16 protein-coding genes are annotated in these 22,548 nt (G+C 61.3%); 13 read left to right on the forward strand and 3 right to left on the reverse strand.

The genetic code is table 11. The features are described from left to right. The first annotated feature begins 264 nt into the window (after window positions 1-264). The 6 genes from HDE76_RS20595 to HDE76_RS14665 all read left to right on the forward strand — a co-directional run bounded on the left by HDE76_RS20595 (window position 265) and on the right by HDE76_RS14665 (window position 6,482). The gene (locus HDE76_RS20595) at window positions 265-447 is read left to right on the forward strand and encodes a hypothetical protein (protein ID WP_221262428.1); all 183 of its coding nucleotides are present in this window, start codon (window positions 265-267) and stop codon (window positions 445-447) included. 209 nt (window positions 448-656) lie between these two features. Continuing rightward, on the forward strand, window positions 657-1,961 hold the full coding sequence (locus HDE76_RS14645; protein ID WP_255481614.1) for a sugar ABC transporter substrate-binding protein: 1,305 nt from the start codon (window positions 657-659) through the stop codon (window positions 1,959-1,961). A gap of 60 nt (window positions 1,962-2,021) precedes the next feature. After that, a complete protein-coding gene (locus tag HDE76_RS14650; protein ID WP_184508659.1) occupies window positions 2,022-2,960 on the forward strand; it encodes a sugar ABC transporter permease in 939 nt (312 codons plus the stop codon). After that, window positions 2,957-3,781 carry a carbohydrate ABC transporter permease gene (locus HDE76_RS14655; RefSeq protein ID WP_184508661.1) on the forward strand — a complete coding sequence of 275 codons (825 nt, stop codon included), beginning with the start codon at window positions 2,957-2,959 and terminating at the stop codon, window positions 3,779-3,781. Before HDE76_RS14650 ends, HDE76_RS14655 begins: the two co-directional genes overlap by 4 nt. A gap of 33 nt (window positions 3,782-3,814) precedes the next feature. Further along, window positions 3,815-4,942, forward strand: a complete 1,128-nt coding sequence (ugpC, locus tag HDE76_RS14660) for a sn-glycerol-3-phosphate ABC transporter ATP-binding protein UgpC (RefSeq protein ID WP_184508663.1) — start codon at window positions 3,815-3,817, stop codon at window positions 4,940-4,942. Between the two features lie 70 nt (window positions 4,943-5,012). Next, window positions 5,013-6,482, forward strand: a complete 1,470-nt coding sequence (locus HDE76_RS14665) for a mannitol dehydrogenase family protein (protein ID WP_184508665.1) — start codon at window positions 5,013-5,015, stop codon at window positions 6,480-6,482. Window positions 6,483-6,646: 164 nt separating this feature from the next. Here HDE76_RS14665 and rsgA read toward each other — a convergent pair whose 3' ends face one another. Beyond that, entirely contained in the window at window positions 6,647-7,702 is a 1,056-nt protein-coding gene (gene rsgA / locus HDE76_RS14670; protein ID WP_184508667.1) for a ribosome small subunit-dependent GTPase A, read from the reverse strand. Window positions 7,703-7,874: 172 nt separating this feature from the next. Here rsgA and HDE76_RS14675 point away from each other — a divergent pair, with 172 nt between their 5' ends. The 5 genes from HDE76_RS14675 (at window position 7,875) to HDE76_RS14695 (ending at window position 13,405) form a co-directional block, all read left to right on the forward strand. Further along, window positions 7,875-9,152 carry an aminotransferase class I/II-fold pyridoxal phosphate-dependent enzyme gene (locus tag HDE76_RS14675; protein ID WP_255481615.1) on the forward strand — a complete coding sequence of 426 codons (1,278 nt, stop codon included), beginning with the start codon at window positions 7,875-7,877 and terminating at the stop codon, window positions 9,150-9,152. A 64-nt stretch (window positions 9,153-9,216) separates the two neighbouring features. Beyond that, on the forward strand, window positions 9,217-9,837 hold the full coding sequence (locus tag HDE76_RS14680) for an SGNH/GDSL hydrolase family protein (RefSeq protein WP_184508959.1): 621 nt from the start codon (window positions 9,217-9,219) through the stop codon (window positions 9,835-9,837). A 115-nt stretch (window positions 9,838-9,952) separates the two neighbouring features. Continuing rightward, window positions 9,953-10,810: a UDP-2,3-diacylglucosamine diphosphatase gene (locus tag HDE76_RS14685; protein WP_179478025.1), complete on the forward strand. Its 858-nt coding sequence runs from the start codon at window positions 9,953-9,955 to the stop codon at window positions 10,808-10,810. Window positions 10,811-10,918: 108 nt separating this feature from the next. Further along, complete coding sequence (grxD, locus tag HDE76_RS14690; protein ID WP_179478027.1) at window positions 10,919-11,818, forward strand: Grx4 family monothiol glutaredoxin; 900 nt, start codon at window positions 10,919-10,921, stop codon at window positions 11,816-11,818. Between the two features lie 18 nt (window positions 11,819-11,836). Next, complete coding sequence (locus HDE76_RS14695; RefSeq protein WP_179478029.1) at window positions 11,837-13,405, forward strand: tetratricopeptide repeat-containing sulfotransferase family protein; 1,569 nt, start codon at window positions 11,837-11,839, stop codon at window positions 13,403-13,405. A gap of 142 nt (window positions 13,406-13,547) precedes the next feature. On the opposite strand, the gene HDE76_RS14700 is transcribed toward HDE76_RS14695, so the two are convergent. Both HDE76_RS14700 and HDE76_RS14705 read right to left on the reverse strand, forming a co-directional pair. Then, window positions 13,548-16,958 (reverse strand): TonB-dependent receptor, encoded by a 3,411-nt coding sequence (locus tag HDE76_RS14700; RefSeq protein ID WP_179478031.1) that lies wholly within the window; start codon window positions 16,956-16,958, stop codon window positions 13,548-13,550. Window positions 16,959-17,279: 321 nt separating this feature from the next. After that, a complete protein-coding gene (locus HDE76_RS14705; protein WP_184508671.1) occupies window positions 17,280-18,599 on the reverse strand; it encodes an aspartyl/asparaginyl beta-hydroxylase domain-containing protein in 1,320 nt (439 codons plus the stop codon). Window positions 18,600-19,379: 780 nt separating this feature from the next. Here HDE76_RS14705 and HDE76_RS14710 point away from each other — a divergent pair. Together HDE76_RS14710 and HDE76_RS14715 are read left to right on the forward strand one after the other, a co-directional pair. After that, window positions 19,380-20,960, forward strand: a complete 1,581-nt coding sequence (locus HDE76_RS14710; protein ID WP_184508961.1) for a tetratricopeptide repeat-containing sulfotransferase family protein — start codon at window positions 19,380-19,382, stop codon at window positions 20,958-20,960. A 31-nt stretch (window positions 20,961-20,991) separates the two neighbouring features. Then, the gene (locus HDE76_RS14715) at window positions 20,992-22,536 is read left to right on the forward strand and encodes a sulfotransferase (protein WP_343205723.1); all 1,545 of its coding nucleotides are present in this window, start codon (window positions 20,992-20,994) and stop codon (window positions 22,534-22,536) included. Window positions 22,537-22,548 lie beyond the last annotated feature (12 nt).

The following is a 22,548-nucleotide window of genomic DNA, read 5'->3' on the forward strand; positions in this document are numbered from 1 at the left end:
GCGTCCGTCCCGAGAGTATCGGGATCAGCAGCCCTATCGGTGGAAACACCCCTTTGTGGAACGTAGAAGACAAACGGCGCATGGCGCGATCCGCAATGACGATGCTTCGATAGTAGTGCCAGACTCCGTGTCGGCGGGGGCCGAGTACGTATTTCGAGCGACAATTTTCGACCGACGGGCCGTCTGCGGCCCTGTCCCCGATCGCAGGCGCAGGCGCAGGCGCAATCGAACCGCCGCGTCGACGAAAAATCCACCGACATGTCCATGCTGAAAACCACGGTGTGGAACCCCGACTGGCGTCAATGCGGAATGGCGCCGAGGGAAGATGGCGGAACCCGTGCGCTCTACCGCGGCATCGCTTTACGCGAAACGTTGCAGCGCCTTATGAAATTGCGCGGCCACCCATACGATCCCGCTTTGCAACATCGATCGACGCCTTCGAATTGATCATCGGAAGCCGCTCGACGGCCCACCGGAAAGGTTTTCCCCGGCCCGATATCCGACCCATTCCATCGATCCATGATGTTTATTGTTGCATACGCAGCAAAATCATTTAGATCGATCCATCACGTGCATTGGCTTACCAATGTTCCAAGATGATGATTGACACGATGCATGAATCACCACCCTCGAATCACGCCGCATAAGGACGAATGATGACGATCAAGACGTTGCTTTTCATTGCAGGCATGGGCGCCACGGCGGTGGCCTCCGCGCAGAGTGCCATCACGGTCGCGGTAGTGAACAACCCCGACATGGTGACCATGCAGAAACTGTCCGGCGAGTTCGGCAAGCTGCATCCCAACGTCAAGGTGAATTTCGTCACCCTGCCGGAAAACGAATTGCGCCAAAAGGTCACCACCGACATTGCCACCAGCGCCGGCCAGTACGACGTGGTGATGCTGAGCAACTACGAAACACCGATCTGGGCGAAGAACGGCTGGCTGATGCCGATGGCCCCGACCGCGGACTACGACGTCAACGATCTGCTGCCGTCCGTGCGCAAGGGCCTGTCGTATAACGACAAGATCTATGCGCTGCCGTTTTACGCCGAGTCGTCGATGACGTATTACCGCAAGGACCTGTTCGCCGCGGCCAAACTGACCATGCCGGTCGAGCCGACCTGGACCCAGATCGGCCAGTTCGCCGCGAAGCTCACCGATAAGTCCAAGGGCACGTACGGCATCTGCCTGCGCGGCCTGCCCGGCTGGGGCGAGAACATGGCGCTGTTCGACACCATGGTCAACGCCTACGGCGGCCGCTGGTTCGACATGAACTGGAAGCCCGAGCTGACCTCCGCGCCGTGGAAGAATGCCGCCAACCAGTACAAGACCCTGCTGACGCAATACGGCCCGCCGGGTGCGACCTCCAATGGCTTTACCGAATCGGAAACGCTGTTCGCCAACGGCCAGTGCGCGATGTGGGTGGATGCGACGGTGGCGGCGGGCTACCTGGCTGATCCGAAGACGTCGAAGGTGGCCGCCAACGTCGGCTTTGCCCAGTCGCCGCACGAGGTGACCAAGGCCGGTTCCAACTGGCTGTACATCTGGGCGCTGGCGATTCCGAAATCGTCCAAGCACGCGGCCGATGCGCAGACCTTTATCGACTGGGCGACCTCGAAGGGTTATATCGCCACGGTGGCCAAGGCCAAGGGCTGGGTCGCCGTCCCGCCGGGCACGCGCCAGTCGACCTACGCCAATCCGGAATATCTGAAGGTCGCGCCGTTCGCCAAGCTGGTCGCACAGGCTATCGGCACGGCGGATCCGACCAAGCCGTCGGTGCAACAGGTGCCTTATGTCGGCATCCAGTTCGTCGACATCCCCGAGTTCCAGGCTATCGGCACCCGGGTCGGCCAGATCATGGCCGGCATCCTGGCCGGGCAGACTACGGTGGATCAGGGCCTGCAGGTGGCGCAGACGTTCACCCAGCGCATGATGATCCAATCGGGCAAAGCCAAGTAAAGCTCCCTCGCGACCGCTGACGCACTGGCGTCAGCGGTCCGCACACTACTGGATTCGCCTATGTCGTCCCCCGCCGTCGCCGTACCGTCTCGCAGCAAGCCGGCCGCTTCCAAAGCCAAAGCCAACTTGTCCGGCGCCCCCGTACGCCGGCTGCTCGCGCCGGCCGTGATCTTCATGTTCGTGTGGATGATCGTGCCGCTGGTGATGACGCTGTACTACGCGTTCCGGCGCTACAACCTGATGATGCCGGACGTCACCGGCTTTGCCGGCATCACCAACTTCAAGCTGATGTTCATCGACCCCACGTTCTGGGATTCGCTGATCAACACGCTGGTGCTGGTGGGTGCCAGTCTAGTCATCACGGTAAGTGTCGGGCTGGGCCTGGCGATACTTTTCAATCGCACTTTCGTCGGACGCGGCGTCGCGCGCACGCTGGCGATCGCGCCGTTCTTCGTGATGCCGGTGGTCACCGGCCTGATCTGGAAGAATATGCTGTTCCATCCGGTCTACGGCCTGCTGGCCTGGGTGTTTCGCCATCTCGGGTTGAACCCGATCGACTGGCTCGCGCAGTATCCGATGCTGTCGATCATCATCATGGTGTCGTGGGAGTGGATTCCGTTTGCCCTGCTGATCCTGCTGACCGGGCTGCAGTCGCTGCCCGAAGACCAGATCGAGGCCGTGCGGCTGGACGGCGCCAATCGCTGGCAGGAATTTCGCCATATCGTGGTGCCGCATCTGGGACAGGTTCTGTATGTAGTGGTGATGCTGGAAAGCATTTTCTTTCTGACCTCGTTTGCCGAGATCTACACCACGACATCCGGCGGCCCCGGTACGGCAACCACCAACCTGCCCTATTACATCTATCAATCGGCGTTTTTCCAGTACGACATCGGCATCTCGTCGGCAGCGGCGATCGGCGCGGTGATCCTGGCGAATATCTTCTCGATCTTTCTGATCCGCTTCGTGGCGGGCAACTTGAACGCGGGGAGCCGTCGATGAAAGACAGAACCATAGGCGGCATCCTGCTGACGGCGCTGGCGTACTTCGTGGCGCTGGTGATGTTTTTTCCGATCCTTTGGATGCTGCTGACGGCCTTCAAGACCGAGCAGAACGCGTTCACCATCGACCCACATTTCCTGTTCGTGCCCACGCTGGACAGCTTCCGCGTGGCGCTGGAGCAGGGCAGCGGCTACCTGCATTACGCGCTCAACTCGGTCGTCTCGGCCGTGGTGTCCACCCTGGTCGGGCTGCTGCTGGCGATTCCGGCCGCGTACGCGATGGCGTTCTTCCCGACCAAGCGCACTGACTTCACCCTGGTCTGGATGGTCTCGACCAAGTTCATTCCGGCCGTGGGCGTGCTGATCCCGATTTACCTGGTCTACAAGCAGCTTGGCCTGCTGGATAACCTGGTCGGACTGACCCTGCTGTTCACCGCCATGAACATGCCGCTGCTGGTATGGATGGTCTATTCGTACTTCAAGGACATCCCCAAGGATCTAGTCGAAGCGGCGGACATCGACGGCGCCAGCACCCTGCAGACGATGCGCAAGGTGATCCTGCCGCTCGCCCTGCCCGGCATTGCCTCGGCCGGGCTGCTGGCGCTGATTCTGGCCTGGAACGAGTCGTTCTGGAGCCTGACCATGACCGATCACACCGCCGCGACGCTGGCCGTCTATATCGCCTCGTTCAAGAGCGCCGAAGGCCTGTTCTGGGCCAAGATGTCGGCCGCCTCGGTGCTCACCGTTGCGCCGATCATCGTGCTCGGCTGGTTTGCCCAGCGGCAGATGGTGCGCGGGCTCACCTTCGGCGCCGTGAAGTAGCGCGTCATCCCCATCTGCTGAAAAGGTTTATTCATGGCCATCGTTGAACTGAAGGACGTCGTCAAAAACTACGGAGGCAAGGGCAGCGATGCCGCCGACAACGCCGTGGACCGTTTCAACCTGACCACCAGGGACGGCGAGTTCATCGTGCTGGTGGGCCCGTCCGGCTGCGGCAAGACCACCACCATGCGCATGATCGCTGGCTTGGAGAACATCAGCGGCGGCACGATCAGCATCGATGGGCGCGACGTCAGCCAGGTGGCACCGAAGGATCGCGACATCGCGATGGTGTTCCAGAGCTACGCGCTGTATCCGCACATGAGCGTGTTCGAAAACATGGCGTTTGCCCTGCGCCTGAAAAAGCTGCCGGATGCGGAAATTACCGCGCGCGTGCAGGAGGCGGCCAAGGTACTCGACATTGCCCACCTGCTCGAGCGCAAGCCGCGTGCGCTGTCCGGCGGCCAGCGTCAGCGGGTAGCGCTTGGCCGCGCGATCGTGCGCCAGCCGCAGGTGTTCCTGATGGACGAGCCGCTGTCGAATCTGGACGCCAAGCTGCGTGTCGACATGCGCGCGGAAATCGTCAAGCTGCACCGCAAGCTGGCCGTCACCACGTTCTACGTCACGCACGACCAGGTCGAGGCGATGACCATGGGTCAGCGCATCGTGGTGATGCTCAACGGCAAGATCCAGCAGATCGATACGCCGCAGCGCCTGTACGAATGGCCGGCCAATATCTTCGTCGCCGGCTTCATCGGCACCCCGTCGATGAACTTTCTGCGCGGCAAGGTCGGCGCCGACAAGCGCAGCGTGGCGAACGAGCATTTCAACCTGACCCTGACCGGCGCGCGCGGCGACGCATTGGCGGCTCATGCGGGCACCGAGGCAGTGGTCGGCATCCGTCCCGAGCATCTGAGCTATCTGGCACCCAACGACCCGATCACGGAGAACGTGCTGTCCGGCGTCGTCGAAGTGGTCGAGCCGCTGGGCTCGGTCACCATGATCCAGGTCCAGGTTGGACCGTATCGCGTCACCGCACAGATCGAAAGCCATCTGACGGTCGCGATGGGCGAGCCGATCCGCCTGCGCTGCCAGACCGACAAGCTGCAGGTGTTCGATGCCACCAGCGAGCAGTCTCTGCTGCAGGCGCCCGCGGCCAGCTAACAGGCACCGCATCGGCTTCGTTGTGCGCCGTTGACCCGCGCCCCCTTTCTCGATCCAAGAAGATTTTTCCATGCACAAGCTAAATGCCAGCACGCTCCATCAGCTCGATACCGCCGTCGCGGTGCCCAACTACGATCGCAGCAAAGTCCGCGTCGGCATCGTGCACTTCGGCGTGGGCGGCTTTCATCGCGCGCACCAGGCCATGTATATCGACCGGCTGATGAACGACGGCAAGGCACTGGACTGGGGCATCTGCGGCGTCGGCGTGATGCCGGCGGATCAGCGCATGAAAACCGTGATGGACGCGCAGAACGGCCTTTACACGCTGGTCGTCAAACATCCGGACGGCCGCTACGAGCCGCGGGTCATCGGTTCCATCGTCGAGTACCTCTACGCGCCGGACGACGTCGAGACAGTGCTGGAAAAAATGGCCAGCCCCGAAGTGCGCATCGTGTCGCTGACCATCACCGAAGGTGGATACAACTTTCACCACGTCAGCGGCGAATTCAATTTTGATAACGCCGACGTCAAGCACGATCTCGCTGAGGGCGCCGCCCCGAAAACCAGCTTTGGCCTGGTGACGGAAGCGCTGGCACGGCGCAAGGCTCGCGGCATCACGCCATTCACCGTGATGTCGTGCGACAACATCCAGGGCAACGGCGATGTCGCCAAAGCGACCTTTACGGCCTACGCGCGCCGCAAGAACGCCGAACTGGGCGAGTGGATCGCCGAGCACGTGAAGTTTCCCAACTCGATGGTCGATCGCATCACGCCGGTGACCACCGATGCCGATCGCGACGAGGTGCGGCAGCGCTTCGGCATCGACGACGCGTGGCCGGTCGTCTGCGAGCCGTTTACCCAGTGGGTGCTGGAAGACCATTTCAACGAAGGTCGCCCGGCGTTCGAGGACGTCGGCGTACAGATCGTCGACGAGGTCATGCCGTATGAACTGATGAAGCTGCGGCTGCTCAACGCCAGCCATCAGGCGCTGACGTATTTCGGCTACCTCGCCGGCTACCGCTACGCGCACGACGTCTGCCAAGATCCGCTGTTCGTCGACTTCTTGCTCGGCTATATGGTCGAGGAAGGCTCGCCCACGCTCTCACCGCTGCCCGGCGTGGATCTCGATCTCTACCGCAAGACGCTGATCGAGCGCTTCGCCAACCCGCAGATCCGCGACACGCTGGCGCGCCTGTGTGCCGAAAGCTCGGACCGCATTCCCAAATGGCTGGTGCCGGTGATTCGTCACCAGCTGGCGCACAACGGCGAGATCAAGCGCAGCGCCGCCGTGGTCGCCAGCTGGGCGCGCTATGACGAAGGCATCGACGAGCAGGGCGAGCCGATCGAGATCGTCGACCGGCTGAAGGATCAGCTGCATGCGATCGCGCAGAACAATCGCCGCCATCCGCTGGCCTTTATCGAGAACCGCGAGCTGTTCGGCGACCTGGTGGAGCAGCCGCGCTTTGTCGCCGCCTATACCTGGGCGCTGGACTCGCTGCATCGGGTTGGGGCGCGAGCCACGCTGGAGGCGCTGCGTTAAGCAGGGGCGAGGGGCGAGCGTGAATAATTGCCGCTCTTTGGCAAGGTTTCCAAAGTTCCCACCGGGCGGGGTGAAACGAAATCCAAGTAAGAGGTTGCCGCAGAATGGGCTGAGTTCGGAAATGCTAAGACCCAGCCTTAAAGCCATCTAGACGGCTGAACGACTCAGTCCCGATCCCTCTGGCCACGATGCCCGTGCGGCCGCTCGATCGGACGGCCGCCGCGCTGGCGACGCAGCCTGGCCTCGAGCGTCGCCGCCTGCTCCTCGCGCTCGTCGTGCAGCTTGAGGTAGTTGCGCCAGCGTTCGGGCGTCAGCTCCCCAGTATCCAGTGCCACCTGAATCGCGCAGCCCGGTTCGCTGCCGTGACCGCAGTCGGCGAAGCGGCAGGCCTCGGCCAGCACTTCGATATCGGCGAACAGGTCGAGGTTTTCCTCGCCGGTAAGCTTCAGTTCGCGCATGCCGGGCGTGTCGATCAGGCAGCCGCCGCTGGGCAGCTGCAGCAGCGCGCGATGCGTGGTGGTGTGACGGCCGCGGCTGTCGTGCGTTCGCACTGCGGCGGTCGCCATGCGGTCGGCGCCGAGCAGGGTGTTGGTGAGCGTGGATTTGCCCGCGCCGGACGAGCCCACCAGCACCGCGCTGTCGCCCGGCTTCAGGTACTGCGCCAGCAGCGCTACGCTCGCCGGATCCTTGCTGTTGAGCGGATGGATCGGCGTGCTGTCCGGCAGGCGCGCGCGCAGGGCGTCGATCTGCTCCTGCGCGTCGTCGCGGGTATCGAGCTTGCTCAGCAGCACCACCGGCTGGGCCCCGGAATCCTCCGTCAGCGACAGATAGCGTTCGATACGCGCCGGATTGAAATCGCCGTCCAGTCCGGTGAGTACCATCACATAGTCAATGTTGGTCGCGATGATCTGCCGCTCGTAGCGCTCGCCCGCCGCCGCGCGCGACAGTACGGTACGTCGCGGCGACACGCTGACGATATGCGGCGGCGTGCCGTCGGCCACTTCGACGAAATCGCCCACGGCGGGCCGCTCGCCCGGATCGATGCCGCGCTTGAGAAAGCGGCCGTCGGGCTGGGCGCCGAACAGCGTTTCGCCGTCGTGCAGCTCGTAGCCGGCCCGATGCTGCGCGACCACGCGGGCCAGCCGCCGACCTTCGCCGGGCAGCGTGTCGCCACGCCAGCCTATGCGTCGCAGGCGTTCGATCGATTCGGCATCACTCATGGGGGAGATCTGGCTTCACGGGTGTCCTGATTATGCCCTGCCTTGCCATGGCCCGTCCGTGAACCGCGATTTGCCTCGGCTTCGCCAGAATCCAGCTCGCGCCCAACGGCGAGGCACTGCTAGCATCGCCGTTTCGGCCAAGGCGCCGGCAGTTGCGATGAAGGATGCGGCGTTGGCTTCGAAGACAGACGGCTCAATCACACCCGGCGCCATTGTGCCCAGTTCTCACCTGGCCGAGGTGCGTTACGAGATTCGCGGCGCACTGACGCGCCGCGCGCGCGACATGGAAGCGGCCGGCCAGGAAATCATCAAGCTCAATATCGGCAACCTCAGCCGCTACGGCTTCGAGACACCACCGAATCTGCGCGGGGCCATCGCCAGCCATCTGCATGAAAGCGAAGGCTACGGCCACGAGCAGGGCCTGGAGATGGCGCGCGACGCCATCGCCGCCCAGCAGCGCGCCCGTGGTGCACGCCACGTCGACCCGGAGCGCATCTTCATCGGCAACGGCGTCAGCGAGCTGATCGACATCAGCCTGCGCGCCCTGCTGCAGTCCGATGACGAAGTGCTGCTGCCAAGCCCGGACTATCCGCTGTGGAGCGCCGCGACAATCTTGAACGGCGGCCGGCCGCGCTATTACCGCTGCACCGCGGCCAACGGCCACCTGCCCGACCCCGACGAAGTCGAGGCGCTGATCACGCCGCGCACCCGTGCGCTGGTGTTGATCAACCCGAACAACCCGACGGGTGCGGTATACCCGCCCGCGCTGTTGGAGCGGCTGGTGGCTGTAGCCGCACGGCATCGCCTGCTGCTGCTGTGCGACGAGATCTACGACCAGATCCTTTACGACGATGCGGTGTTCCAGCCGCTGGCCGCCGTGTCCGCGGAGCTGCCGTGCATCAGCTTCGGTGGCCTGAGCAAGGTGCATCGCGCCTGCGGCTATCGGGTCGGCTGGATGAGCCTGTCGGGCGATCCGCGGCTTACATCGGCCTACCGCGACGCCCTGCAACTGCTCGCCGCGCTGCGCCTGTGCGCCAACGTCACCGCACAATGGGCGGTGATTCCGGCGCTGCAGGACGCGCCGACGATCGGAGGCCTGACCGCGCCCGGCGGTCGGCTGCACGATGCGCGCCAGGCCGTGATCGACGGCGTCGCTCGCAGCGATTATCTCGACATGGTGATACCCGGTGGCGCGCTGTATGCATTTCCGCACATTCGCGCCAGCCGCATCGCCAGCTTCGACGACAACGCTTTCGCCCTTCGCCTGCTGGAAGAGGAATCGGTGCTGGTGGTGCCCGGCTCCAGCTTCAACGTCGCGGCAAGTCGACACATCCGTCTGACCCTGTTGCCGCAACCTGCACAACTGCGCGAGGTGTTCGTGCGTATGGAGCGGGTACTGGCGCGCATGGCGGACAAGCTGCCATTGCGCCCGGTGGCGGCAGTCGCGTGAACCAGACTGCCGCCGGCACGCGCCAAGCCGGTCCAAACTACCGCTATCGATCCATCTCGCCATGATGCCTGTTGCCCCATCGCTTCATTATCTCGCGCTAGGTGACTCCTACACGATCGGCGAGTCGGTGCCGGCCGCCTATCGGTGGCCGGCGCAACTCGTCCAGCAGCTGCGCCGGCGCGGTATCGTCATTGACGACCCGCGCCTCGTAGCGGTCACCGGCTGGACCACCGATGAGCTCGCCACCGGCATGGATCAGGCGAGTCTCACCACCAGCTACGATCTGGTGACCTTGCTGATCGGCGTCAATGACGAGTATCGGGGACGCCCGGCGGGTGCCTACCGCCCCGCCTTTGCCGCACTGCTGCAGCGTGCCATCCAGTTGGCAGGGCATCGGCCATACCGCGTCGTGGTGGTATCGATTCCAGACTGGGGCACCACGCCGTTTGCGCAGAACGATAAGCGCGGCGTCAGACGCATCGCCGACGAGCTGGACGTCTATAACGCTATCGCACGCGACGAAACATCGCGCGCCGGCGCCCGTTGGGTCGACATCACCGTCATATCGCGCCAGCACGCCGATCTGGTCGCCGGCGACGGGCTCCATCCTTCCTCCGCCCAATACACGCTGTGGCTGCAGGCGATCCTGCCGGTGGTGGTCCAGGCTCTGCGCACCCGCGAGTAAGGTGCTGCCGTTTCGCGCCGGCGGCTTTCGCGCAACACCACTGCAACCATTTCGCCACGCCACGGTGACCTGAAGGCCCGACACTGAGCACCCGGTAACTACCGGAGTCCTCGTCATGGCGAACTTCATCTGCCGCAGCGCCTTCATCTCCGACGTGCACCTGGGCACGCCCGACTGCAAGGCGAGCTACCTGCTCGACTTTCTGCGCAAGCTGCGCTGCGAAAAGCTCTATCTGGTCGGCGACATCATCGACATGGAGGCGCTGACCCGCCGACACTGGTGGCATGCCGACCATACGGCGGTGCTGTCCGAAATCATGGCCATGGCCCGGCGCGGCGTCGACGTCACCTATATACCCGGCAACCACGACTGCCCGGTCCGTGGCATGGCGGGCCAAACCATCGGCGGTGTGAAGATTCGCCTCGATGCGATCCACGAGGGTGCGGACGGCCGCCGCTATCACGTCAGTCACGGCGACGAGTTCGATCCCGAGCAGGTCGGCCGCGGCTGGATGATGCATCTGGGCGAAGCGATGCATCGGTTCATCTGCTGGAGCAACCGTCGCCTGCACGGCATGCGGCGACGGCTGGAACTGCCCTACGTGCCGCTGTCGATCATCATCAAGTCGCACATCGGCAAGGCGCTGGCATATATCCGCGCCTACGAGGATCGCGTGGCCGTCGATGCCGCCGAGCGCGGCTTCGACGGCCATATCTGCGGCCACATCCACTACGGTCAGGTACGCGAGATCGGTGGTGTGCTCTATCTCAACGACGGCGACTGGGTCGAGCACTGCACTGCGCTGACCGAGGATCACACCGGTGCGATGGAGCTGATCCACTGGAGCGAACAGCCCACGGCGCTGGGCCGCGCCAGCCGGGAGCTGCTGATGCCCTCACCCACCGCTGCACTCGCGCTGGCCCCGCTGGCGGCACGCCGGCGCAGTCTGGAGCAGCTTCGGCCGGCGGCCTGAAACCAACCAGGCTGCCGCAGAAAGGCCGGCTTGACCCCGTCTTTTTGCTTGAACCTGCTGCGCAGCGGCGCCATGTGGGATCATTGACCTCTCTACCGGAGTCCTCCCATGTCCCTCGACAGCGCCACCCGCGAACGTATCGAAACCGTGCTCAAGGATCACCGCGTGGTGCTCTTCATGAAGGGCGACCGCCGTCAGCCGCAGTGCGGCTTTTCCGCCGCGGCCACCAACATGCTCAACGAGCTGCTGCCGGACTACCACACGATCAACGTGCTGGAAGACCCGGAAATCCGCGAGGGCATCAAGGCCTACGGCGAATGGCCGACCATTCCGCAGCTGTATGTCGAAGGCGAACTGATCGGCGGCGCCGACATCATCCGCCAGCTCTATACCAGCGGCGAGCTGCATGAGCTGTTCGGCGCGGCCAAGCCCGACCGCACGCCGCCGGAAATCACCATCACCGATGCCGCGGCCGAGGCGATCCGCCAGGGCACGGCCAATGCGCAGGGCGTAGCGCTGCATCTTGAAATCGGCCCCGACCACAGCGCCGGTTTCCAGCTCGCGCCGGCCGGCGAGCACGACATCGTGGCGCACAGCAACGGCCTCGAGGTGCATTTCGATCCCGCCAGCGCCCAACGCGCCAAAGGCATCGTGATCGACTGGGTGTCCACCGTGCAGGGCGAAGGCCTGAGCCTGAAATTTCCGGGCCCGCAGGAAATCAAATCGCTTACCGTGCAGGAGCTCAAGGCCCGACTGGCCGCTGGCGACGTCACCCTGATCGACGTGCGCCCTGCCCACAACCGCGCCGCCGTTCCGCCGTTGCCGCAGGCACGTGTGCTGGACGACGAAGGGTACGAGCGCCTCGCCGCCCTGCCCAAGGACACGGCGCTGGCCTTTATCTGCAACGTCGGCATCTCCAGCCAGAGCATGGCTGAACGATTCGCTGCGCACGGTTTCAGCAACGTATACAACGTGGCGGGCGGCATGGAGGCGTGGCATTCGGCCTGATCGGCCGATCCCAGCTGCATGTCCGCACATCCGACCTCCACTCATATCAGCCAGTGGATGGCGGAAGCCGGCCGGGCGCTTGGCCAGGGCAAGCTGGATGACGCCGAGCGCCTGCTGAAGCAGGCGCTGGCGGCCAATCCGGTGCTGGCCGACGCGCGCTATCTTTACGGGATTACCTGCCTGATGCGCGGCCAAGCCGTCGAAGCCGTCGACTGGCTGCGCAAGGCCGTCGAGCAACGGCCCGCCGATGCCAATATGCGGACCTATCTGGGCTGCGCCCTGCACGATGCCGGCGCGTTCGACGAAGCGCTGATCCACCTGCGCCGCGCATGCGAACTGGCGCCGCAACAGGCCAAGCTCCGCTACAACCTCGGCAAGGCGCTGAAGGAACGCGGCCAACTGAGCGATGCCGACGAAGCCTTTCGCCACACACTGACATTGGATCCCCAACACGTGCTGGCCCGCCTCGGCGTGGCGGACATCGCCACCATGCAGGGCGACATCCCGGGCGCCGTGGCCGAATACCGGCACGTGCTGCGCCAGCAACCCGGACGCGCCGAAGCGTGGCATGGGCTGGCCAATCTCAAGACCGAGCCGCTCGGGCCGGCCGATATCGGCCTGATCCAACAAGCACTGGGTCAACCCAACCTGCCGCCCGACACGAGGGTCATGCTCGGTTTCAGCCTGTTCCGCGCGCTGGAAGACCAGCACGATTATGCCGGCGCTTTCGACGCGCTGCGCCAGGCCAACGCCGAAAAGCGACGGCAGGTGCAGTGGGACGCCGCCGCCGAGCAGGCGCAGATCGACCGCATCATCGAAGCGTTCCAGGGACGGCTGCCCGCGCCGCCGGATGCCACGCTGGGCAAGGAAGTCATTTTCATCGCCAGCATGCCGCGCTCGGGTTCCACCCTGGTCGAACACATCCTCGCCACCCATCCCGAGGTCGAGGGCGCCAACGAAATTGCCGATCTGCCGCAGGTCATCGAGGACGAATCGCGCCGCCGCGGACAGCCGTTCCCGCAGTGGGTAACCGCCGCCACCGCCGACGATTGGCATCGACTGGGGCAGGATTACCTCACCCGCACCGCCCGCTGGCGCGAACGACGCCCGCGCTTCACCGACAAAAACGTCGTCAACTGGCCGCTGCTGGGCGCCGCACGCCTGATGCTGCCCGGCGCAAAAATCATTCAATGCCACCGCGATCCGGTGGAGACGTGCTTCTCCGGCTATCGCCAGCTGTTCCGCGACGGCCTGCACTACAGCTACAACCTCGAAGAAATGGCCGAGCATTACCACGACTACCAGCGCCTCAGCGCGTTCTGGCTCACGCGCCACCCGCAACACGTGCTGGATTTCCCCTACGAAATTCTGGTGCAGCAACCCGAACCCCAGATACGTCGCCTGCTCGCCTTTTGCGACCTGACCTTCGACGCCGCCTGCCTCACACCTCACCACACCAAACGCGAAGTGCTCAGTACCGCCAGCGCAGCGCAGGTGCGCGAACCGATCCGTGCGGATACGGCGCATAGCGCACCGTATTTGGAGTGGCTGCAGCCGTTGCGGCAGCGGCTGTCGAAACAGACATAGCGCATCGCACGACCCGGTTTTTCGCGATCATTGGCATCAACTCAATCACAAAAAAAGCCGCCGGCTACCCGGCGACTTTTTTGTTTTTTCGACTCTTTCCCATATGCCGCCGCGTACGACGGCGTGTGGTTGGACTATCGGTTTAGAAGTCGTACTTCGCGTTGAAGGTCACATAGCGAGGCGACTCCGTCGAGACCGGGGTATTGTAAGTTGGATTATATACAGTCACTCCCCGGTTATTACCCAACTCGGTATTAGCATAAGCAGAAGTGTACAGCGTCGCCTTTTGCTCGTTCAGCAAGTTGTGGACTTCTGCCTGCAAGGTGAGATGCTTGTTTGCCCAGTCCGGCGTGTACGTCAAGCTCAGATTGATCTGGTGGGTCCACGGCGTAAAGCCAGTGGCGCCCGCAGGAGAGGGTACACCACCATAGCCGATCGTCTGGCCTGGGTTGTCTGGATCAGGAACAGTCGAAATGCCGCTCGGCACACCACCGCAAAAGTGCTCATAAGCGCCACCGTACTGATCTCCATTAATCGTGTAGCCGTAACCGCTCAGACAGACCTTTGGCGCTCCCGACTGCACAATGACCGTGCCGCTGACCATCCACTCCGGCGTAATGGCATACGAGCCGAACGCCTTGAACGTGTGCTTGTGATCGTTGGCCAGAACACCATTGCTGTTTGCCTCGATGTCGGTGTAATCCCAGTTCGCCGTGGTGGTACCGGAAAAATGTTGACCCTGCGAGTTCGAGATTTGCCCCGTCGCGGTATCGGTCGGACCCTCGTCAGTACCGTACGACCGGGAGAACACGTAGTCGAGCTTGCCGAACCACTTGCCATCCCATGTGTGCTCCAGATACGTATCCAGGGCATAGTACTTTCGCGTCGGTTTTACGGGGTACGTCGGGAGGAAACCAGCCAGCACTCCCTGCCCGGTGTTCGGATTCCAGGTCACCACGCCCCCGGGTGCCCCTGCGCACGGGATGTAGTTGGTCTTGCCCGGATTAACCAGACCGGAAGCGCAGCCATACGGATCGTTGAGATCCGTGTCATCCACGAAGTTGCCTGTTTTCTGATAAGTGCCCTGCATGCCCAACACCAGACCGGTCTCGCCAAGCATCTTCTGGAAACCCAGCACGTATTCGTCCTGATACTCCGCCTTGAGATTGGTCGAGGCATAGTCCTTTGTATTGCCGGGGACACCGTTCTCACCATCGGACGAATAGAACCCGGGCTTCGTCACACCTGGCGCCAAGGCCACGGGGACGGGGGTTAGACCGGTCGGAACGCCATTCGCATCAATGCCCGTATAGGTATAGATCACATCGCCATAGATCGTGCCAAATGCCGGGTTACGGGTAGCCAGGCCTGCCGGCAACGCCAAGTAGTAACGTCCTGCATTGCCGAAAACCTTAAACGTGCTGTCGCCAAACACGTCCCAGCTCGCACCCAGGCGAGGCGCCCATTGCGGGCTCTCTTCGTTCACGTAGGCGACACCGCCGATACCGAGGTTTTTGAACTGATCATTGCGCACGCCAAGGTCAAGCAACAGGTTGGGGGTGACCTGCCAGCGGTCTTCAACATATTGCGCTTTCTGTCGCACGGCTAGACTTACGTCCGATCCGTAAAATTGCTCGTCGACGTAATTGCCGGAGCCGGGATTCCCGATATAGGGCACCGCGTTCGGGCCAGTGTTGTTCGGCGGAAAACCGTTGAAGTAGGTATAGCTACCGCCACCAAGGGTGGAGAAACCATCGTGGTCATCACGGTACTGAACATTGTCGATACCGAATTTGAGGTCGTGGTCGGATGTGATCTTCCAGTCAAGATCTACACGCAGATTAGCGGTCTTGGTTTTGTGATCCGGGTTCGGGAGTTGTTGATCGATGAGGTTAGGAACGGTAACGCCCGCAGGCACGGGGACCCCTGAAAAAGATACCGGCGCCACGCCCGCCTCACCCGCAAAGTTGGCGTAATACTGTCCCGTCATCACGCCGTACTGAGCCTCTAGCGTGAGGTTGTCGGTGATGTACGAGGTGTACTTGAGGATGCCTACCTTGAAGGTGTTCTTGGTCGTTATACCTGGGCCGTAAAGCGAGCCAACTTTCTGGTCCGTGTAGTCGTAGTTGTAGTAGTTGCTGCTGGTCTGATTCTGCTGGGTCTGGACGCCGGTGAACTCCAGCACGTTGCTATCGTTGATATTCCAGTCCAGCTTGCCGTAAAGCTTGGGCGATTTCACAGCTTGCGACTGATAAAAGCCTGCCGGCGTTGTCAGACCGTTGTTGAAGCCCGACGCGCCGGTCTGGATACCGCCTTGTGAGCTGTCATGTTGCCATTCGGCCGTAATGTAGAAAAATAGTTTGTCTTTGATCAGAGGGCCACTAAGGTAGGCGTCGTACACCGTCTCCCAGTTGTCGTTCTGCTTTCTTCCTACAGCAATCTGGCCATAGCCGGCAGGATAGTTTGTGGTGCCTTGGTTGGCCAAATAAGGGGTACCGGTATTGTCCACGGAACCGACCGGTGTATTTGGGTTGTTATAGTGAATATTGTCGAAGTTGCTTTGGGCAAACTCCGGCTGCCACGACACGTACACACCGGCATGAAAGTCGTTGCTACCCCGCTGGCCGATCTGGCTGATCACACCACCGGTCGAACGACCATATTCAGGACCATAACCGGAGGTGATGGTCTGCTGCTCGGCAATCGCGAAGTACGGCAGCGCCACGCCGCCCGCGCCACCAATCGGATCGGTGGTGTTGAAGCCGTTGAGGTAATAGGCATTTTCCACGACGCTGTTGCCGCCGATGGAGACCAGCGGCGTACCGGTCGGACCCGTACCGAGGCTGGAACCACCCATGTTCACACCCGGGGACAGTAGCGCAATGTCTTCTGCGGTGTGAGCCAGCGGCAGCGACTTCAGCTGCTCCGCAGTGATCACCTGGGTCTGTCGGGTGGAGGATACGTCGATCGGCGGCAGCTTGTTCGCAGACACCGTCACGGTCGAAAGATTCTGAGCATTAACGCTTCCGCCGCCGATCTCGGATGCGGCAAACGGCACTGCCGTGCCACCGGAGACGCTTACCTGCACATTGTCGTGCGCCGCCACAACCTTGCCGTTCTGCAGCAGCGAAACGGTGTATTTACCCACTGGCAACTGGTTGGCACCAAAGCGGCCGTCGCTGCCGACTGCCACTTCGCGCGTGAGGCCGGTCTGAGCGCTGACGACCCTGACTGTTTCACCAGCCGCCACCGGAGCCGTACCGAACACCGAACCCGTGGTGGCCTGCGCAAACACCTGCCCAGAAACACCAAATCCCACGGCAATAGCGACTGCCAATGCGGTACGACTCACCGTGACACGGTTACGTCGCGCGCCCTTCCCATCAGATGCGAGTGCAAGCTTTTTAGCATTCATCAAATAGATCCCCAGTAGCAAAAATTTCGACCCAAAAACAAATGAAGCCAATCCAATAGCGGGCATGTGGCTGTTATGCCAACGCCAAATCCAAAGCTTCAGTAATTTTAAAGAATCAAAGAGATAGGCGAAAAACACCCGCAACGGTCGCCTTACTTTCACACGCTTGTAGCAATCTGAACGCAACCCGACCATAGACTTTGGAATAACAAAAAGTCAACAGTTTTAATTCGTATTTAATTGCGTTTTTTAACTCGATTGTTCACAGGGCAATGAACAGATCCAAGCGGAAAGAATGAGTTAGAAAATCCCGAGGTGGAATATCCGCAATATATTTCGCATTAAAATTTTTTAATGGATACTGCAATTTATTGAATCTGATTATTTTCGGCTACGTTTGCCGTAAGATGCATAACAGTGTTATGTGGCAAAGCTCTTAAATGGCTTCTCGAACCAACCTCAGCCAGCCGCGGGTAGCTCGCTGGCACGATTAAAGTCTCCGATAGCGCCAACGAGGTCGGCTACGGCCTCGCGCTCGGCTTCGCTGAGATCCGGGTTCCAGCTATCGACGATCAGCACGACGCGCGTTTCCGAGCTTTTATTCCAGGCCTCGTGCTCAAACGTGTCATCAAACGTGACACAACGGCCCTCTTCCCACACGTGAGTCTCCCCGCCTACGCGAAGCGCGCAATCAGCCGGCACGATAAGCGGAAGATGCGTGACCAGCCTCGTGTTGGTTACACCACGGTGCGGCAGAATGTGGGTGCCCGGACTCAATACCGAAAACAGGGTTTCTGGCGAATGTTCGCGTACATATGCGAGAGGCAATGTATCAAGCAGACCGGCGGTACGCGGGCATTTCAAACAGTGCTCCTCAAAGCGTTCGCCATGGCGGTGGAAAAAATAAGCATCCCAGGCCGGGTCTTGGCTGTTTGAGGACCGGAGCAGTTCAGACGCGTCATGCGGGGAATCCGTTTGCAGAAACGACTCCAGATTGTGTGAATGCGACAACACGTTGAGAAGCTCTTCGCGAATGAAGGCAGCCCCGGCTTCTAGTGAGTCAATCCACGGAAATCGCTCGCGCGGGTAGTACGGCAGACTAGGTATGTCCGGAAAATACAAAAAAAGAGGCTTTTGCCGCGGATCAGGCCACTGCGGCTGCCGTTCGCCGAGATAGATCGATAGCGCGTGCTCCACCCTGCGCAGCGCTATTGCACCGTACTTGCCACGCAAGGGTTCCAGCAATTTATGAAACAGCTCACGCCGGCCCGCGTCTAGAGTGCGCATGGCAGCGACCACCGTCTTGCGGAGCGCCGGTGCCGTGCTTTCGTCACTGAGCCAGTAGCCTTTCGCCTGAGCCCTGTTTATGGCGCTGAAATACTGTGTCAGCGCACGCTGCTTTTGGCCATGGCGTTCCAAAACCACGCCCAGAAACAAGCGTCCAACGAAATCATTTTCGTCGGCCTCCAGGCAACGCCCCAACGCGGCGATCGCATCGGCAAGACGCCCTTCCACGGCATACGCCATGCCCAACTGATGCAGCGTCGCCGCATGGCCCGGCCGCACGTTTTCTGCGCGCTCGAACAGCTCAATGGCCGCGACACGTTCATTCCGCTCGAGATGACGGGCAGCAAGAAACCTCAATGCATCGACGTCATTCGGATCCTGCTCCAGGATGTTGCGAAAAGCGTGCTCGGCCAGACCCGGCTTGCCGGCACGCAGATATTCCAGCGCGCACGCGCGCAGCGCATCAGCCGAATGCTCAAATTCGATACCCATAACCAGCCGCCTGCTCGGAGTTCACCAGATTATAGGTCCAAGGAATAAAGCAAGACTTTCCGTCGGCCTTGAAGGGCATCGCGGTTTGTATGACAACCAGCGACGAAAGGGGAGTGTGGTCACGCGTATCACCTACAGCGGATCTCTGACGATGAGGCGCGGCTGGTGCGAAATGGCATTTTATGCGTCGCCAAGGATTAGCATCGGACAACTATTACGATTTGGCTGGTCCAGCTGCCGGTGCGCACGACGATTCAGCTACGCCTGCTGCCAGCGCAATTCATCTGCCGTTTTGAGAAAATCGCGTAAGAGACGATCGAAACGATGCCAGCACCGTACACCGTAACAGTGGTGCGGCAAGGCGACACGCCCCAAACGCCCGGCCACACCGTTTCTCCTCATTCCAAAATGGCGCATCGACGTTTAATCCAACGGCCAAAGGCAGGCGCGTTCATGTCGAGATCACGATAACTGGGAACAGGCGCCTGCACTCTGTGCAGCGCTGTACTCAAGTGAAAGTCGGCAATTCACGTGACTTGCATAACGTCGCACTATCGATATGCGAGAGCCAATCGGAAGGCGCTCTATCAACCGCTATTGTTCGGTATGGCGTCCCAACACCCTTGCGCGGGATACGGTGGCGTAGTGGATCCTATCGGCTGGGACAACGCTCGGCTTTTTGAGTACCATGACAGTTGCCTCGAATTCGATGCGGGCGGCTAGCACGCCGACAACATATTCGTCCCTACCTGTTTCGATCATATACCCGCAACCGTGCCCATGCTTGGCCAATTAGAAGGATTGAGTGCGGTGAATGCTGCCAGGCTAGGCAGTGCCAGCCAGGCGCTGGAGGCAGGTCGTCTCGATGAAGCCGCACAGTTGCTGCAGGCAGCGTATCGCGATACGCCGGAGCATCCGGAAATCTTGCGGCTGCAGTCCGGCCTGCTTAGCCAGCGCGGTCGTCACGCCGAAGCAGTTCAGCTCATGCGGCTGGCGTTGAGCCGCCGAGGCGAGGATCCGCTTTACTACAATACGTTGGGCACTGTGCTTGGTGCTGCCGGCGACTACGACGAAGCGATCCAGACATTCCGGCACAGCTGCTCTATGCAGCCACAATTTGCGTTGGCCTGGTACAACCTCGGCGTGATGCTGACCCGCGCTGTGCGCAATGATGAGGCGATGGTCGCTCTACGCGAGGCGTTGCGCTTAAAGCCCGACAGCACGGACGCATCCGCCCTGCTTGCAGATCTACTGCGTACACAGGGTCAGATCGTCGACGCAGAAAAGAGCTATCAGCAGCTGATTCTGGATCGGCCTTGGTCAGGCGTAGCTTGGTGGGGGCTGGCGGATCTTAAGCATCGGCGCTTCGACTCCAACGAAGTTGAAGCCATGCAAACTGCGCTTCAATGTCGCGAGGCGAGCGTAGATGATCGTATCGCCATCGGGCTGGCATTGGCCAAAGCTCTCGACGACACAGGACGATTTGAAGATTCGCTGCAGACGCTGCATCAGGCCCATGCGCTGGCATGGCAACGGCGTCCATGGAACGCAGCGGCAATGTCCGGTGCGTTGGCTCGTATCCGTCAGGCTTTTGCATTGGCGCCGACGCCCGCGGTAAGCGCGCTTGGCCGCGAGGTAATCTTTGTAGTCAGCCTGCCACGATCCGGCTCCACCCTGGTCGAACAGATTCTGGCCTCGCACTCCCAAGTGGAAGGCGCTGGTGAATTGCCGGATCTGCCCTTGGTCATCGCCGAAGAATCACGACGCCGCAATCAGCCTTTTCCGCACTGGGTTGCCACTACACAACCGGCGGACTGGGAACGGCTTGGCAGGCGCTACCTGGAGCGCACGGCGCACTGGCGACATATGCGACCCATCTTTATCGACAAACTGCCGAACAATTGGATGTATATCGACGCGATCCGCGCCATGCTTCCGGGCGCACGCGTGATCAGCTGCCGTCGCGATCCGCTCGAAACGTGCTTTTCGTGCTATCGCCAGTACATGCAAAACAGCGACTACGCCAACCGCTTTGAGGATCTGGCTGCATTTTGGGGCGACTATGACTTAAGCCTGCGCGAGGCTTTGGGTCGTTGGCCGACCGGTGTGCACGAACATGTATACGAGGATCTACTTGCCGAGCCAGAGCGCGTAGTGCGCGGCCTATTGGCTTTCTGTAGCCTCAGGTATGAGCCAGAGTGCCTTGCGTTTCACACCAGCACGCGCACGGTGCGCTCCCCCAGTGCCACACAAGTGCGCGAGCCGTTACGCCGGGATACGGCGCGATTGGAGCGCTACGGCGCAATGCTCGATCCATTGCGTGACGCTTTGGCGGCGATCTCCGGGCGTGAACACATTTGACTCTCGCAAGATTCGAGGCTAGATCGTGAACATGCGGTCGATCTCATGGCGCACGTCGCTACCGGGGCGGCCCCCAGCGGAATGGCTGGAGGCTGCGCAAAGTTTGACGCTAGGCGGTTACGGGCAGGAGGCGCTAGCCTTGCTTGAGGCGGGCCACGCCTCTTGCCCTTACGACAGTGGCTTATCGCTTGCCTTGGCCGGGTTTTATCTTGACCGGCAACGATACGTCGAGGCGGAGAGGCTGTTAAACGCGATTCGGAAGGAACATCCAAGCCATCTGGGAGCAGCATTCATGCTTGCGCGCGTGTTGAGGGCGCAAGGCCAGTTCAACCAAATGGCGCAACAGTTAGTTGCCGCCGTGTCTCAGCATAGCCTCGATGCCGAACTCGCTATCAAGACGATCGAAGCGCTCGACGATGCCGACCGCAAGATGGAGGCCTACACCTTATGTCAGCGTGCGTTGAACGCGGAGTGTGCTGATGACGCACGCTTGCATGCTTATGCCGGCATGCTGGCTCTCCAGTTGGGGCAGTTTGTACAGGCGCGCGCCCACTATGAAGCGGTGCTTGAACACGCTGGCGAGCCGAGGGCCTGGGAGTGGCATATCGCCGGAGGCTTGAGCCAGTCGCAGCGCTATGTGCAACCTGCTGACGTTGATCTGCAACGATTCCAGCAAGCGCTGCGTCGCAACGATATCAGTCCCACAGCGCGCATCGAACTGCTGTTTGCTTTGGGCAAGCTGCATGACGATCTCGGTGATGCGGCTGCGGCAGCCGAGGCGTGGCGCGAAGCCAACACGCTAGCTCATGCGCATTCACGCTGGTCGCGAAAAAACTGGCGACGTATGATCGACGCGCGCATTCGTGCGGCACCTATGACGCAGCGTCCGCGGGAATCTCGCGGCTGGGCACCGCTATTCGTCGTTGGCGTCCCGCGTTCCGGCACCACCCTACTAGCGCAGCGACTGACTTCTTTATCGGACATCGTGCAGCGTGGCGAATTGCGTTGGCTGCCTGAACTGGCCGCGCAGCTGCCCGACGTAGCGCAGGTGGCGTTGCTGGCAGAGCAATATGAGCTGCAACTGCGTCAGGATGACCGTCATGCGCGTTGGTTCATCGACAAACAACCACTCAACCTACTCCATATCGATCTCATTCTGGCCCTGTGGCCAGACGCAAAAATTGTCTGTTGCGTGCGCAATACGAGGGATAACGCACTATCGATTTGGACGCAGCGCTTTGGTGATCCCGCACACGACTATGCCTACAATTTCAATGATATCGCTGCCGTCATCCAAGGCTGTCATCGGCTGACGAGACATTGGCTGGCGCGCTATCCCGCATCCGTTCGGCTGGTTTCTTACGAGACCATGGTCGCGGCACCAGATGCCGAAATCGCGTCGCTCGGAAAATGGCTGAACGCAGACTCGAAGGTCGAATCAGAGACGAGGACGTCGCCTGGGATGATCAGCACCGCCAGCTTGTGGCAGGCACGTCAGCCGATCTATCAAACTTCTGTGGGCCGCTGGCGCACGTATGAGAAGTTTTTTCCTGAGCTTCTCCGCTTCGATTCCTGAACCCGCTTTTCT

Origin of the sequence: Rhodanobacter sp. ANJX3 (genome assembly GCF_014200755.1) — a bacterium.
Classification (GTDB): Bacteria; Pseudomonadota; Gammaproteobacteria; order Xanthomonadales; family Rhodanobacteraceae; genus Rhodanobacter.